Source organism: Yersinia rohdei ATCC 43380, from assembly GCF_000173775.1.
In the GTDB taxonomy this organism is placed as follows: Bacteria; Pseudomonadota; Gammaproteobacteria; order Enterobacterales; family Enterobacteriaceae; genus Yersinia; species Yersinia rohdei.
Map to the genome: position 1 here is coordinate 80,706 of NZ_ACCD01000006.1, position 14,064 is coordinate 94,769.

Consider the following 14,064-nt stretch of genomic DNA (forward strand, 5'->3'; position numbering starts at 1 on the left):
GATGGATTTGCAGCTGATCGGTAAAATAACCATATAAATAGTATGTGAAAACTTCATCTATCTCCCTAAAGTAAAAGGCTTATATGAATAATTTATATAATAAAGAGAATGAAAGAAAATTGTCACTTGATGAGATTATAAAACAGTCCAGTGATAGGTTTAATGATATTGTAAGTAAAAAAGCGGAACACTTTTCTGGTCTTTTAGATATTGGTGGGCCAAGTGACTATTATACCATGCGTTATTTTCTAGAGAACTATCATGAATACATATATCCATTGTTCTATGCTTATGACGGTGATGGTGCACATCCACGTTATAACTTATTTAGATTAATGGTGCTGAAAGATAGCAATGCTTCTAATGAGTTATTGCGCCTAACTGCACAAGATGAAACTTTCTATGAATATGTTTATTTTGCTATTACTAATGATGTTGAGCAAAATGAAATAATATCATTAATTAATCAGGTGAGATTAGGCGAGGTTGATGAGAATGGCTTTTATCAGAGCATAATTCAACAGAAGAGGGATTCTAAAGAAATGCATGATTTTGCTGAAAGAGATATCGGGGTACGTACTTTTACAACAGTGATACCCACTAAGCTCGATTCTGGTAAATCAATGAGTTCTTCTTTGGTAGAAAATGAGAAAATGGTGCGGATAAATGAAATAAAACAGGAATATAGCATTAGTAATAAGTTGGCAAGAGTAATATGTAATAATAAAGTCACCTCTAAAATAGCTATTAATATCTTGAAGGATATGGAGGTTAATGGTGTGGATATTAATGTTATAAAAAGAATAATTAGAGGCAATGTAGATGATTCTTTGAGTCATTTATCTAAGGATATTACTGATTTCAACAATGCACAATATCACCATAAAATGAGATTATCCAATAAAGCATTACCATTAGAAGCCAGTTTTAAACATCAACTAATTTCAGAGAAAATGCCCTTGCTGCAACAAGAACCCAGTATTAATAAGAGCATGTCTCTGTTAACTGAGCAGATAGCTGGCATGACTGATAAGGGAATGCCAAATATCCAACATGAAATGTCATGGGGACATAATCAGATAACTGCGCCTCTGGCTATATTCTATTCTCAGCTAGGATAGCCAGGTATCAGTAGATTAAGCTGTTGTTATTTCTTACTTACCCAAGCGGGATTTATCTGAATCTCGCCGGTAAAACTCTTCTGACCCACATCTACGGCATTGCCACAGTGCAGATAATTTCTCACCCGTTATTATTAATGAGTACCTGAATGATTTAATAATAATGGATAAAGGAAGATAACCGATGAAATTGAAATACTTACTGTTACCAGCAATATTGTTTTCGGGCAACTTACTGGCAGCAGATATCATCGTAACCATGAATGAGGCTCTCCCAGCCGGCAATGGTAAGGCGCTTGGCACTGTCACTGTGACAGAAACCCCTTATGGCTTACTGTTCAGCCCCAATCTGACCGGGTTAGCGGCGGGTATTCATGGCTTCCATCTGCATGAAAATCCAAGCTGTGCAGCAGGGCAGAAAGAAGGGAAAGCGGTTCCTGCATTGGCGGCGGGGGGGCATTTTGATCCGAACAAAACCGGCATGCATCTTGGGCCCTATAGTGATAAAGGCCATCTGGGCGACTTACCGGGGCTAGTGGTTAATGCCGACGGCACGGCAACCTATCAGGTATTGGCCCCGCGACTGAGATCATTATCAGAACTTAAGCAGCATGCGCTAATGATTCATGCCGGTGGTGATAACTATGCTGACCACCCAATGCCACTGGGCGGCGGCGGTGCTCGCATGGCCTGTGGTGTCATTGAGTAACGGCCTGATACAAACAAACTGGCAGCGAATGGGCCGCCAGTTTGGTCACAGCGAGGGAATCTGCGATAATTGCTCATTGGTTTGAATGACGATAGAGATGCTGATGCAGTACCCGATTAATGAAATGTTCCAAACCTTGCAAGGCGAGGGTTACTTCACCGGTGTTCCGGCGATATTTGTACGTTTGCAAGGTTGCCCGGTAGGATGCAGCTGGTGCGATACCAAACATACCTGGGAAAAAGCAGCGAATCGGGAAGTCGACCTGCAGCGCATTCTGGTGAAAACGGCGGAAAGTGATGCTTGGGGAAATGCCAGCGAACAACAGGTATTGGATATCTTTATTCAGCAGGGATATACCGCCCGCCACGTGGTCATCACTGGCGGTGAACCCGCTATCTATGATTTACGTCCTTTAACGTCGCACTTAGAGCAAGCCGGTTACAGCTGCCAAATTGAAACCAGCGGCACTCATGCAGTGCAATGTTCGCCCACCACTTGGGTAACAGTTTCACCAAAAGTGAATATGCGCGGTGGCATGAAAGTATTGCCGCAGGCATTGCAGCGAGCAGATGAAATTAAGCATCCAGTGGGGCGTTTAAGGGATATAGAAGCTCTGGAGTTGCTGCTGCAAACACTCGATGATGATAAAAAGAGGATAATTGCTCTACAGCCCATCAGCCAAAAAGAAGACGCGACCAAACTCTGTATTGAGACCTGTATTGCCAAGAACTGGCGGTTATCGATGCAAACCCACAAATATTTAAATATCGCCTAAACCCTTCATCCTTGGCGCTGCTACAGTGTTAGCGGCGCTGACTTACCCGAATCACTTACTGGTGTAAGCTCATCGGGATAAGTCCACTTGCCGCCTTGCTGCAGCGCCAATGGCGCTGGGGTCATCTGAGTTCTTACCCGCGATAAACACAGCCCGCTGAGCAGGTTTCTTTCACCATCACCGCACTAAGTTCCGGTAATTGTGGTTTAAGCTGTTGCCAAATCCAACTGGCCAGTACTTCACTGGTTGGATTTTCCAAGCCGGGAATATCATTCAGATAATGGTGATCCAAACGTTCCCAAATGGGCTTAAATGCGGCCTTGAGATCAGCAAAATCCATCACCCAACCGGAGTGAGCATCAACTTCACCGGTGACTTCGATACGAATCATAAATGAATGGCCGTGCAAACGACCGCATTTGTGACCTTCTGGAACATGGGGTAGCCGGTGAGCGGCTTCAAACTGAAAATCTTTAAATAGGGTGGTGCTCATAATTCTGACCTTATTGACTCAAAAAACCGCCGAATAGTACCGGAAAGCACTGATGCTGGCTATCAATGTGCGGTAGAGAAAGCATTATTCAGTCTAATGCACTGTTGCTTGTTTCGCGTAGCTTATTGATTTATATGCAGACAAACTCAGTTTTTGCCGTAAGAGCAGATAAGGATATTTTACCTGTAAGTTGAACACTTTAGTTCATATCTATTACCTGAAAAACCGCTTAGTCGTTTTGGTTATTTATTATTTCTATCGCTTCTTTAATTGTTATTATCGAGATGGTTAACCTTACAAACTCAGTATCTTTGGCGTAAATCATTCGAGCCTTCAGATTAATAGCACTAAAAGCTATACCCAAAGTCATTGGCGTTACAGAGAGGTAGGCTGCGAACTCATCCCGATGAGCTTACACAGGTAAGTGAATCAGGTGAGTGACAGCCGCTAACTCCCTGTAGTGCCAGGTACGAAGGGTGGCGAAAGCATAAGGGAATTCGTACTGCAATGACGACTCAGGCTCCTCCAACTTCTTTACTCCCGCTATCGCCGGAGCAGTTAGCCCGCTTACAGGCCGCGGTGGGTGAGTTTTCCCCAACCCAAATGGCATGGTTATCTGGCTACTTCTGGGGCATGGTTAACCAGCAACCCGGTGTGGCGCTGGCTCCTGCTGTGGCGGCCCCTGCGACCCTAACCATTACCCTGATTTCTGCCTCGCAAACCGGCAATGCACGGCGGTTGGCTGAGCAGTTACGTGATGACCTGCTGGCCGCTAAGCTGAATGTTAATTTGGTCAATGCCGGTGATTATAAGTTTAAGCAGATAGCACAAGAGCGCTTGCTGGTTATCGTCGCATCGACTCAAGGGGAAGGAGAGCCAGCGGAAGAAGCGGTCGCGCTGCATAAATTCCTATTATCTAAAAAAGCGCCCAAATTACCCGAGACAGCTTTTGCGGTATTCGGCTTAGGGGATACCTCCTACGAGCATTTCTGCCAGGCGGGCAAAGATTTTGATAACAAGTTGGCGGAGCTGGGTGCCGAGCGGTTATTGAACCGTGTTGATGCTGATGTGGAATATCAAGCATCGGCGCAGCAGTGGCGGCAACAAGTGGTGGCGGCCTTGCAGGCCCGCGTGCCAAGCCAATCAACTGCGGCGGCGGCGGTTACGCAAAGCGGTATTGTTGATGAAATCAGTTCCAGCCCTTACAGCAAGGCCTCGCCACTGACGGCGCAATTATCTGTCCAGCAAAAAGTGACCGGCCGTAATTCTGAAAAAGATGTACGCCATATTGAAATTGATTTAGGCGACTCTGGGTTGCGCTACCAACCGGGCGATGCGCTGGGGGTGTGGTTTGATAATGACCCGGCACAGGTCGAAGAGTTACTGGCGCTGTTGTGGCTCAAAGGTAACGAGCCAGTCAGTATTGATGGGAAAAATATTTCATTGTCACAAGCTCTGCTTAGCGAACTTGAGCTGACACAAAATACCACCCTAATTGTGGATAAATATGCCGCACTCTCTCGTGATGAAAAACTGATTGCGCTACTGGCGGATAAACCGGCACTGCAACATTATGCGAAAAACACACCGATTGTGGATATGGTGCGCCAGGCGCCATCTGACCTCAATGCCGACCAACTCGTCGCGCTATTGCGGCCATTGACACCTCGCCTGTATTCCATCGCCTCATCACAAGCTGAAACTGAAAATGAAGTGCATATCACCCTGGGTGTGGTGCGCTATGACATTGAAGGCCGGGCACGAACTGGCGGTGCTTCGGGTTATCTGGCGGACCGATTGGCGCTAGAAGGTGATATCCGCATCTTTATTGAACATAACGATAACTTCCGTTTACCGGCTAACCCAGAAACGCCAGTGATAATGATTGGCCCCGGCACCGGTATTGCACCTTTCCGTGCTTTTATGCAACAGCGCGAAGCCGATGGAGCCACGGGTAAAAACTGGCTCGTGTTTGGTAACCCACATTTCACGGAAGATTTTCTCTATCAGGTTGAATGGCAACGTTATGTCAAAGACGGTTTGCTGACCCGCATTGATCTGGCTTGGTCGCGCGATCAAGCCCATAAAATATATGTACAAGATAAACTGCGCGAACAAAGCGCAGAACTGTGGAACTGGATTCAGGACGGTGCCCACATTTACGTCTGTGGCGATGCTAACCGCATGGCTAAAGACGTTGAGCAGGTTTTACTGGATGTAGTGGCCCTGCACGGCGCAATGGATGCTGAGCAGGCTGATGAATATTTAAGTGAGCTGCGCCTGGCGCGCCGTTATCAGCGGGATGTGTACTGATGAATGAAAAACACCCAGGGCCACTGGTCGTGACGGGAAAACTGTCCGACGGCGAGCGCATGAAATCGCAAAGCAATTTCTTGCGTGGCACCATTACCGAAGACTTAACTGACGGGCTGACCGGCGGTTTTAATGGCGATAACTTCTTGCTGATTCGCTTCCACGGCATGTATCAGCAAGATGACCGTGATATTCGTGCCGAGCGCGCTGAGCAGAAGCTGGAACCCCGCCATGCCATGATGCTGCGTTGCCGTTTACCCGGTGGAATAATTACGCCGCAACAGTGGCTGGGTATTGATAAGTTTGCGGCGGATAACACCTTATATGGCAGCATTCGTATTACTAACCGTCAGACTTTTCAGTTCCACGGTATTCTGAAAGGCAATGTAAAACCGGCTCACCAGCTGTTGAGTCAATTAGGTTTGGATGCATTGGCCACGGCAAACGATGTTAACCGCAATGTGCTGTGCACCTCGAACCCGGTGGAGTCGGAATTACATCAAGAAGCCTATGAATGGGCGAAGAAAATTTCTGAGCATTTGCTGCCACGCACCCGCGCTTATGCTGAAATCTGGCTGGATGCAGAGAAAGTGGCAACCACGGACGAAGAGCCGATTCTGGGGGCGACATATTTACCGCGCAAATTTAAAACCACAGTGGTTATTCCTCCGCAGAATGATGTGGATCTGCATGCCAATGACCTTAACTTTGTTGCCGTCGCTGAGAAAGGCAAATTAGTTGGCTTTAACGTGCTGGTGGGCGGCGGATTATCCATTGCTCATGGTGATAAAAATACTTACCCACGTAAAGCCAGTGAATTCGGTTATATCCCACTGCAACATACGCTCGCGATTGCAGAAGCGGTGGTGACGACCCAGCGAGACTGGGGCAACCGCACTGATCGTAAGAATGCGAAAACCAAATATACGCTGGAGCGCGTTGGTGTTGATGTCTTTAAAGCCGAAGTTGAAAAGCGCGCCGGGGTGAGCTTCAGTGCTATCAAACCTTATCAATTTACCGGGCGTGGTGATCGTATTGGCTGGGTGAAGGGCATTGATAAAAAATGGCATCTGACCTTATTTATCGAAAATGGCCGATTGTTAGATTATCCGGGCCGCAGCTTGAAAACGGGTGTGGCAGAAATTGCCAAGATTCATCAGGGCGATTTCCGTTTGACGGCGAATCAGAATCTTATTGTGGCGGCGGTGGCAGAAAAAGACAAAGCCCGTATTGAACAGCTTGCCCGTGAACATGGCCTGATGGATGACAGTGTCAGCCCGCAGCGGGAAAATTCAATGGCCTGCGTTTCATTCCCAACCTGCCCACTGGCGATGGCTGAAGCGGAGCGTTTTTTACCGGAATTTGTGACCCGGATTGAAGAAATTTTGCAACAGCATGGCATGGCAAATGAGCATATTGTCATGCGGGTGACCGGCTGCCCTAATGGTTGTGGCCGCGCTTTGCTGGCTGAAGTTGGGTTGGTGGGGAAAGCGGTGGGGCGTTATAACCTGCATTTGGGGGGCAATCGCGAGGGAACACGGATACCGCGGATGTATCGTGAAAACATCACCGAAGAAGAAATTCTGAATATTACCAATCAGTTAGTCGGGCGCTGGGCGAAAGAACGCCAACCTGACGAAGGTTTCGGTGACTTTGTTATTCGTGTCGGGGTGATTGCTCCGGTGATTGATTCTGCCCGCGATTTTTATGATGTTCAGGAGGCGGTGTGAGCCAATTTAATGTGAGCGAGCTTAATGCCCTGCCGAAGGCGGAGCAGGCGGCAGCCTTGGCACTGGTTAACGGCCAACTGGAGCATTTAACGGCGCAAGAGCGGGTGAGCTGGGCGCTGGAAAACTTACCCGGTGAGTTCGTGCTGTCTTCCAGTTTTGGCATTCAGGCGGCGGTTTGTTTGCATTTAGTCACCCGCCAGCAGCCCGATATTCCAGTGATCTTGACGGATACCGGCTATCTATTTCCTGAAACTTATCAGTTCATTGACGAATTAACCGAGAAGCTTAAGCTCAATTTACAGGTGTTTCGTGCGGTACAAAGCCCCGCCTGGCAAGAGGCCCGCTACGGCAAACTGTGGGAGCAGGGCGTGGAGGGGATTGAGCGCTATAACGCACTCAATAAAGTTGAGCCGATGAACCGGGCATTGGAGACATTAGGGGCGCAAACTTGGTTTGCTGGCCTGCGTCGCGAGCAATCTGGCAGCCGTGCAAAATTACCTGTTTTGGCGATTCAGCGCGGTGTTTTCAAACTATTGCCCATTATTGATTGGGATAATCGCCAGATTTATCAGTATCTAACACAAAATGGCCTGAGTTATCACCCATTGTGGGAACAAGGTTATCTCTCAGTCGGGGATACCCACACCACCCAAAAATGGGAACCGGGCATGAGTGAAGAAGAAACGCGCTTCTTTGGCCTGAAACGTGAGTGCGGCCTGCATGAAGGCTGAGTTGGGCGAAGCAACAGCCGGGGTGTGGATAGCGCCCTAAGGTTGATGACAAACTCTGGATTATGGTCTGGAGTTTGTCTGCATTTTGGGCGTGCGGGTGAGGTAACATACTGATTTTACTGACACCCGGCTTATACCTCATAACATGGCTGCCGCTATTGTTTTCTTGGGGCCTTTTTTGCGCCAGCTAGCTCTTCAATTACCGGCAACAATATTTTTACACTATCGCGGCTACGTTTACTGATACGGCCAGGTAAGTGTTTATCCAGATAATTTAAGTTATCCAGTTGGCTTTGGTGGCGGGTTGTCCCCTGCGGAAAATACTGGCTGATAGCCCGTTGTTGGCAGCCATCTTTTTTACCCAAGGTATAGTTGCTGGCCTCTACGGATAACACCGGTATTCCAGCCGCATCGAAAACATTTTTCTCATCCCTACACGGAGAAGTCGGCTGATTTTTTACTGTGGCGGCAGTAATGCCATAGTGGCGCGCCAGTGTCAGTGCTTTATCTTTCGCCGCAATGGCCGCAGGTTGGTTACTGGCATTAAAATAGAGACGATCGCCGCTAATCAAACTCTCCAGATTGATAACTAACAAGGTGTTGGCTTTCTCGGTGTCACTCATGCGTTGCAGATAGTTTTCGCTGCCTTGGGCACCAATTTCCTCGGCACTGAGTGCGACAAAACGCACATCATAGCGCAGCGGCACATTTTTGAGACGCTCGGCCAGCTCCAGCATGACACCCACTCCGGCGGCATTATCATCGACACCTTGCAATGTCAGGCCACCCAGATTTTTATCCAAATCTGTATCACTTTGCGGCGTGTAAGTATCAAAGTGCGCCATGATAATTATCTGTTTCTCGGCATCAGGTTTATCAGCCGATACATTACGAGCAGCAATGACCGAAGTGGCACTGACATTTCGCCAGCTTTGTTTACCATTTTTACTGGTATAGAGATAACGGGTATTAAAACCACGCAAGTTGCTTTGATAACCCATCTGCTGAAAACGATGGTCAATATATTCTGCTGCCAGTAGTTCCGCCGGGCTACCCGCCATGCGGCCAGGAAAGTAGGTGCTAAGATGGCGAATCTGCTGTTCGGCAATGTGACCGATAGCAGGTGATATCGCAGCCTGTAGTGGCAGGGCTGTGCCGAAACTCAGGGTAAATAGTGTCCACTTTAGGCAACTGCGGGAAAACATACCGAAATATCCTTGTTAAAGTCGGTGGTATGGATAACGTTGTTATACCTTATCTATTTAAAATTTCAGGTTTTTGCGTTATCTCTTTCCCAACTCATCGAATTATCTCAACGCTTTGGGTTCATTCAGTTGCCGTCTACCGGTAACTCGAAATCTATTGGGTATAGTATGAAAGTGTCTTATCCAATAGACAATCCGTATGGCTCTTAAACTCCCACTATTTATCGAAAAGTAGGGCTGTGGCCATTCACTGACCCGAGCTATTAGCCGAGCTATCACTCCTATATATCATTATGGAACTTGTAATTACTTTTAGTCATTTCATAAGGTCATAACCCCCCCCTATAGTCACCCTACGCTTTATCATGAAATCGAAGGGTGTTGTGGACTATCTACCTCTATTTGCTGACTTGAAACGACGCCCAGTACTGATTGTTGGCGGCGGTGAAGTTGCTGCGCGAAAAATTGATTTGCTCCACCGTGCTGGCGCGCAGGTGCGGGTAGTGGCACAAACGCTTTCCGCTGAGCTTGAACAGCAACAACAAGATGGCCGCATTAACTGGCTTGCAAAGGTTTTTTTACCCGAGCAACTGGATGAGGTGTTTCTGGTGATTGCGGCCACTAACGATACTGAACTGAATGCGGCGGTTTTTGCTGCTGCAGACCAGCGGCACATTTTAGCTAACGTGGTTGATGACCAACCGCGCTGCTCGTTTATCTTCCCGTCAATTGTGGATCGCTCCCCGCTGGTGGTCGCCATTTCTTCTGCCGGCCAGGCGCCGGTATTGGCGCGGATACTGCGGGAGAAACTGGAAGCCTTGCTGCCCAGCAGTCTGGGCGACATGGCCGCCGTCGCCGGGCGCTGGCGTGGGCGAGTTAAGCAGCAGATTTCCTCCATGGGGGCGCGCCGACGTTTTTGGGAAAATGCCTTCAGCGGCCGTTTTGCCAGTTTGATCAGCCGTGGCCAGTTAACTCAAGCAGAAGACGAACTGCAACTGACACTGGCGGGGCAGGCCAGCACGCAAGGAGAGGTGGCTTTAGTCGGAGCAGGCCCTGGGGATCCCGGTTTGCTGACGTTACGCGGCCTGCAAGTTATTCAACAAGCTGATGTGGTGCTATATGACCATTTAGTCAGCCCGGAAGTGCTGGATTTGGTTCGGCGTGATGCAGAGCGAATTTGTGTCGGCAAGCGGGCAGGGGCGCACTCGGTGGCACAGGAAGAAACCAATCAATTATTGGTTACCTTGGCGCAAAGTGGCAAGCGGGTGGTACGACTAAAAGGAGGCGATCCCTTTATCTTTGGCCGTGGTGGCGAAGAGTTACAAGCCGTGGCGTGCGCGGGCATACCTTTTCAGGTGGTGCCGGGAGTGACGGCGGCGAGCGGGGCGACAGCCTATGCTGGCATCCCTTTAACTCACCGGGATCATGCGCAAAGTGTGACATTTATTACCGGGCATTGCCGTTCTGATGGCGATGATTTGGATTGGCAGGCACTAGCCCGTGGTCGCCAAACATTAGCTATCTATATGGGAACCGTGAAAGCGGCTGAAATCAGCCGACAATTACTCGCCCACGGCCGGGCCAGTACTACGCCCGTTGCGGTGATTGGTCGGGGTACTCGTGCTGATCAGCAGGTTTTGACCGGCACATTGGCACAGCTGGAATCACTGGCACATCAGGCTCCCACTCCAGCGCTGCTGGTTATCGGTGAAGTGGTGGATTTACATCACCAAATTGCCTGGTTTGGGCAACAACCACAGACTGAACAGGCGCTTAGCCCGTCAGTCGTGAATTTGGCATAAAGGATCTGTTATGGACGAAAAACGACTCACTCATTTGCGGCAATTGGAGGCGGAAAGTATCCATATCATCCGTGAAGTCGCCGCTGAATTCGGTAACCCGGTGATGCTCTACTCCATCGGCAAAGACTCTTCTGTGATGCTGCATCTGGCGCGCAAAGCTTTCTTCCCCGGTAATTTGCCTTTCCCACTGCTGCATGTAGATACCGGTTGGAAATTCCGTGAAATGTATGAATTCCGCGATAGCACAGCGAAAGCGGTTGGTTGCGAATTGCTGGTGCATCGTAACCCTGAAGGGGTGGCGATGGGGATTAACCCCTTTGTTCACGGCAGCGCCAAACATACCGATATCATGAAAACCGAAGGCCTTAAACAAGCGCTGAACAAATATGGATTTGATGCGGCCTTTGGTGGCGCGCGGCGTGATGAAGAAAAATCCCGTGCCAAAGAACGTATTTATTCATTCCGCGACCGTTTCCATCGCTGGGATCCCAAAAATCAGCGCCCGGAGCTGTGGCACAACTATAACGGCCAGATTAACAAAGGCGAAAGCATTCGCGTCTTCCCGCTGTCCAACTGGACTGAGCTGGATATTTGGCAATATATCTTCTTGGAAAACATCGATATTGTGCCGCTGTATCTGGCGAAACCGCGCCCGGTAGTAGAGCGCGATGGCATGTTGTTGATGGTGGATGATGACCGCATCGATCTGCAACCGGGCGAAGTGATTACTCAGAAAATGGTGCGTTTTAGAACGTTAGGTTGCTGGCCACTGACGGGGGCGGTGGAGTCCGAGGCTGAAACCTTGCCCGCCATTATCGAAGAGATGCTTATCTCGACGACCAGCGAACGCCAGGGTCGCATGATCGACCGTGACCAATCCGGCTCTATGGAGCTTAAAAAGCGTCAGGGATATTTCTGAGGAGCGCCCGATGAGCACACAATTTCAAGACCAACTGGCAGTAGAAAATCTACCAGTGGAAGAAAAACAGCCCGCGTTAGAGAGCAAGTCAATGATTTTACAAAACACCTCTATTGCCCAGCAGATTGCTAACGAAGGCGGGGTGGAAGCATACCTCCATGCGCAGCAGCATAAAACGATGCTGCGGTTTTTGACCTGTGGCAGTGTCGATGACGGTAAAAGCACCTTAATTGGCCGTTTGTTGCATGATACCCGCCAAATCTACGAAGATCAGCTAACAACCCTGCACACTGACAGCAAACGTATTGGTACGCAGGGTGAAAAACTGGATTTGGCATTGCTGGTGGATGGCTTACAGGCTGAACGCGAGCAGGGCATTACCATTGACGTGGCTTATCGATATTTCTCGACTGAGCAGCGGAAATTTATCATTGCTGATACACCGGGGCACGAACAATACACCCGCAATATGGCCACCGGGGCATCTACCTGTGACCTGGCAATTTTGTTGATTGATGCGCGCAAAGGCGTGCTGGATCAAACTCGTCGCCACAGTTTTATCGCCACATTATTAGGGATTCGCCATTTAGTGGTGGCGGTGAACAAAATGGATTTGGTGGATTATCAGGAAAGTGTTTTTGAGCAATTCAAAGCCGATTATCTGAGTTTTGCCGAGCAGTTACCCACAGACCTGAATATTAAATTTGTCCCACTGTCGGCGTTGGATGGCGACAATGTGGCTTCTCCGAGTGAGAAAATGGCTTGGTACTCTGGGCCAACGCTGCTTGAAGTGCTGGAAAGTGTCGATGTGGTCAATGCCAGTCGCCAGCAGCCGCTGCGCTTCCCGGTGCAATATGTTAACCGGCCGAATCTGGATTTCCGTGGCTATGCGGGCACCTTGTCGGCGGGAGTTGTGCGGGTCGGACAAAAAATAAAAGTGTTGCCCTCGGGGGTGGAATCAACAGTGGCGCGCATCGTCACCTTTGATGGTGATTTGACTCAAGCCATCCCCGGTGAAGCTATTACGCTGGTACTGACCGATGAAGTGGATATCAGCCGTGGCGACCTGTTAGTGGATGCCAGTGACCCCCTTACTGCGGCGCAGAATGCACTGGTCGATGTGGTGTGGATGGCCGAACAGCCGTTGGTCGTCGGGCAAAGTTATGACATAAAAGTTGCCGGGAAAAAGACCCGTGCGCGGGTGGAAAACATCCAATATCAGGTCGATATTAATTCACTCACTCAACGAGTGGTTGAAAGCCTGCCACTTAACGGCATTGGTTTGGTTGAATTAGCCTTTGATGAGCCACTGGTGCTGGATAGCTATCAGCGCAACCGAGAAACCGGCGGCATGATCTTGATTGATAGATTGAGTAACGTCACTGTGGGCGCGGGTTTGATCCGTGAAACCCTCGAGTCGGTTTATCAGGAAAACACCGAATTCAGCAGCTTTGAATTGGAATTCAATGCGCTGGTTCGTCGCCACTTCCCGCACTGGGGCGCGCGCGACCTGCTTGGAGGGAAATAGCGTGCCTGCCGATGAAAATATTGTTTGGCATCCACATGCCGTGACCCGCCAAGATCGCGAGCAACAACATGGGCATCAGGGCGTGGTGCTGTGGTTTACCGGCTTGTCTGGCTCCGGTAAATCCACTTTGGCAGGGGCGCTGGAACAAGCGCTATTTGCCCGTGGTGTCAGCACTTACTTACTTGATGGCGACAATGTGCGTCATGGTTTATGCCGTGATTTGGGCTTTTCGGATGCTGACCGTCGTGAAAATATTCGTCGGGTTGGGGAAGTTGCCAAACTGATGGTGGATGCCGGTCTGGTGGTGCTGACGGCCTTTATTTCGCCGCATCGCGCTGAGCGCCAAATGGTGCGAGATATGCTGGCATCGGGCCAGTTTATTGAAGTCTTTGTGGATACGCCGTTGGCGATTTGTGAAGCCCGTGATCCTAAAGGATTATATAAAAAAGCCCGCGCCGGTGAGCTGAAAAATTTCACGGGTATCGACTCGGCGTATGAATCTCCGGAGCATCCCGATACCTATCTGCGAGGTGAACAATTAGTAACAAATTTGATTGAACAATTGTTAGACGTGCTGCGTGGTAAGGATATTATCAAATCCTAAACTTATCCCTTTCGCACTTGAGGCTACAGGGTTGTTAGCGGCACTCATCTACCCGAATCACTTACTTGTGTAAGCTCCTCGGGAATGATTGGTTTGCTGCTATCTGTAACCTCAATGACGTCGGGTTGAGATGT

The 14,064-nt window shown here is 49.0% G+C and carries 12 protein-coding genes; 10 read left to right on the forward strand and 2 right to left on the reverse strand.

Annotated elements, in window-relative coordinates:
* The first annotated feature begins 83 nt into the window (after positions 1 to 83).
* The 3 genes from YROHD0001_RS11420 to queE all read left to right on the forward strand — a co-directional run bounded on the left by YROHD0001_RS11420 (position 84) and on the right by queE (position 2,605).
* On the forward strand, positions 84 to 1,121 hold the full coding sequence (locus YROHD0001_RS11420; RefSeq protein ID WP_004714149.1) for a hypothetical protein: 1,038 nt from the start codon (positions 84 to 86) through the stop codon (positions 1,119 to 1,121).
* A 184-nt stretch (positions 1,122 to 1,305) separates the two neighbouring features.
* Positions 1,306 to 1,830 (forward strand): superoxide dismutase family protein, encoded by a 525-nt coding sequence (sodC, locus tag YROHD0001_RS11415; RefSeq protein ID WP_004714151.1) that lies wholly within the window; start codon positions 1,306 to 1,308, stop codon positions 1,828 to 1,830.
* A 103-nt stretch (positions 1,831 to 1,933) separates the two neighbouring features.
* Positions 1,934 to 2,605 (forward strand): 7-carboxy-7-deazaguanine synthase QueE, encoded by a 672-nt coding sequence (gene queE / locus YROHD0001_RS11410; protein WP_032816530.1) that lies wholly within the window; start codon positions 1,934 to 1,936, stop codon positions 2,603 to 2,605.
* A gap of 133 nt (positions 2,606 to 2,738) precedes the next feature.
* Here queE and queD read toward each other — a convergent pair whose 3' ends face one another.
* A complete protein-coding gene (queD, locus tag YROHD0001_RS11405) occupies positions 2,739 to 3,098 on the reverse strand; it encodes a 6-carboxytetrahydropterin synthase QueD (RefSeq protein WP_004706268.1) in 360 nt (119 codons plus the stop codon).
* A gap of 507 nt (positions 3,099 to 3,605) precedes the next feature.
* Here queD and cysJ point away from each other — a divergent pair.
* From cysJ to YROHD0001_RS11395, 3 genes are read left to right on the forward strand one after another with little or no spacing between them, the layout of a single operon-like run.
* Complete coding sequence (cysJ, locus tag YROHD0001_RS11400) at positions 3,606 to 5,411, forward strand: NADPH-dependent assimilatory sulfite reductase flavoprotein subunit (protein ID WP_004714154.1); 1,806 nt, start codon at positions 3,606 to 3,608, stop codon at positions 5,409 to 5,411.
* Complete coding sequence (cysI, locus tag YROHD0001_RS0117655; RefSeq protein WP_032816532.1) at positions 5,411 to 7,141, forward strand: assimilatory sulfite reductase (NADPH) hemoprotein subunit; 1,731 nt, start codon at positions 5,411 to 5,413, stop codon at positions 7,139 to 7,141. Before cysJ ends, cysI begins: the two co-directional genes overlap by 1 nt.
* The gene (locus YROHD0001_RS11395) at positions 7,138 to 7,872 is read left to right on the forward strand and encodes a phosphoadenylyl-sulfate reductase (protein ID WP_032816533.1); all 735 of its coding nucleotides are present in this window, start codon (positions 7,138 to 7,140) and stop codon (positions 7,870 to 7,872) included. Before cysI ends, YROHD0001_RS11395 begins: the two co-directional genes overlap by 4 nt.
* 155 nt (positions 7,873 to 8,027) lie before the next feature.
* Here YROHD0001_RS11395 and YROHD0001_RS11390 read toward each other — a convergent pair whose 3' ends face one another.
* On the reverse strand, positions 8,028 to 9,077 hold the full coding sequence (locus YROHD0001_RS11390) for an aminopeptidase (RefSeq protein WP_004714156.1): 1,050 nt from the start codon (positions 9,075 to 9,077) through the stop codon (positions 8,028 to 8,030).
* A 383-nt stretch (positions 9,078 to 9,460) separates the two neighbouring features.
* Here YROHD0001_RS11390 and cysG point away from each other — a divergent pair, with 383 nt between their 5' ends.
* Genes cysG through cysC form a run of 4 tightly spaced genes read left to right on the forward strand, consistent with a single transcriptional unit; the run spans position 9,461 to position 13,930 of the window.
* Positions 9,461 to 10,879: a siroheme synthase CysG gene (cysG, locus tag YROHD0001_RS11385; protein ID WP_032816573.1), complete on the forward strand. Its 1,419-nt coding sequence runs from the start codon at positions 9,461 to 9,463 to the stop codon at positions 10,877 to 10,879.
* A gap of 10 nt (positions 10,880 to 10,889) precedes the next feature.
* The gene (gene cysD, locus YROHD0001_RS11380) at positions 10,890 to 11,798 is read left to right on the forward strand and encodes a sulfate adenylyltransferase subunit CysD (RefSeq protein ID WP_004714158.1); all 909 of its coding nucleotides are present in this window, start codon (positions 10,890 to 10,892) and stop codon (positions 11,796 to 11,798) included.
* A gap of 10 nt (positions 11,799 to 11,808) precedes the next feature.
* The gene (cysN, locus tag YROHD0001_RS11375) at positions 11,809 to 13,326 is read left to right on the forward strand and encodes a sulfate adenylyltransferase subunit CysN (RefSeq protein WP_004714159.1); all 1,518 of its coding nucleotides are present in this window, start codon (positions 11,809 to 11,811) and stop codon (positions 13,324 to 13,326) included.
* Positions 13,265 to 13,930 (forward strand): adenylyl-sulfate kinase, encoded by a 666-nt coding sequence (gene cysC / locus YROHD0001_RS11370; RefSeq protein WP_042542334.1) that lies wholly within the window; start codon positions 13,265 to 13,267, stop codon positions 13,928 to 13,930. Before cysN ends, cysC begins: the two co-directional genes overlap by 62 nt.
* The last annotated feature ends 134 nt before the right edge of the window (positions 13,931 to 14,064 follow it).

Coding starts and splice junctions, on each gene's coding strand:
- YROHD0001_RS11420 (WP_004714149.1), top strand. CDS start 84: ATGAATAATTTATATAATAAAGAGAATGAAAGAAAATTGTCACTTGAT.
- sodC (WP_004714151.1), top strand. CDS start 1,306: ATGAAATTGAAATACTTACTGTTACCAGCAATATTGTTTTCGGGCAAC.
- queE (WP_032816530.1), top strand. CDS start 1,934: ATGCAGTACCCGATTAATGAAATGTTCCAAACCTTGCAAGGCGAGGGT.
- queD (WP_004706268.1), bottom strand. CDS start 3,098: ATGAGCACCACCCTATTTAAAGATTTTCAGTTTGAAGCCGCTCACCGG.
- cysJ (WP_004714154.1), top strand. CDS start 3,606: ATGACGACTCAGGCTCCTCCAACTTCTTTACTCCCGCTATCGCCGGAG.
- cysI (WP_032816532.1), top strand. CDS start 5,411: ATGAATGAAAAACACCCAGGGCCACTGGTCGTGACGGGAAAACTGTCC.
- YROHD0001_RS11390 (WP_004714156.1), bottom strand. CDS start 9,077: ATGTTTTCCCGCAGTTGCCTAAAGTGGACACTATTTACCCTGAGTTTC.
- cysD (WP_004714158.1), top strand. CDS start 10,890: ATGGACGAAAAACGACTCACTCATTTGCGGCAATTGGAGGCGGAAAGT.
- cysN (WP_004714159.1), top strand. CDS start 11,809: ATGAGCACACAATTTCAAGACCAACTGGCAGTAGAAAATCTACCAGTG.
- cysC (WP_042542334.1), top strand. CDS start 13,265: ATGCGCTGGTTCGTCGCCACTTCCCGCACTGGGGCGCGCGCGACCTGC.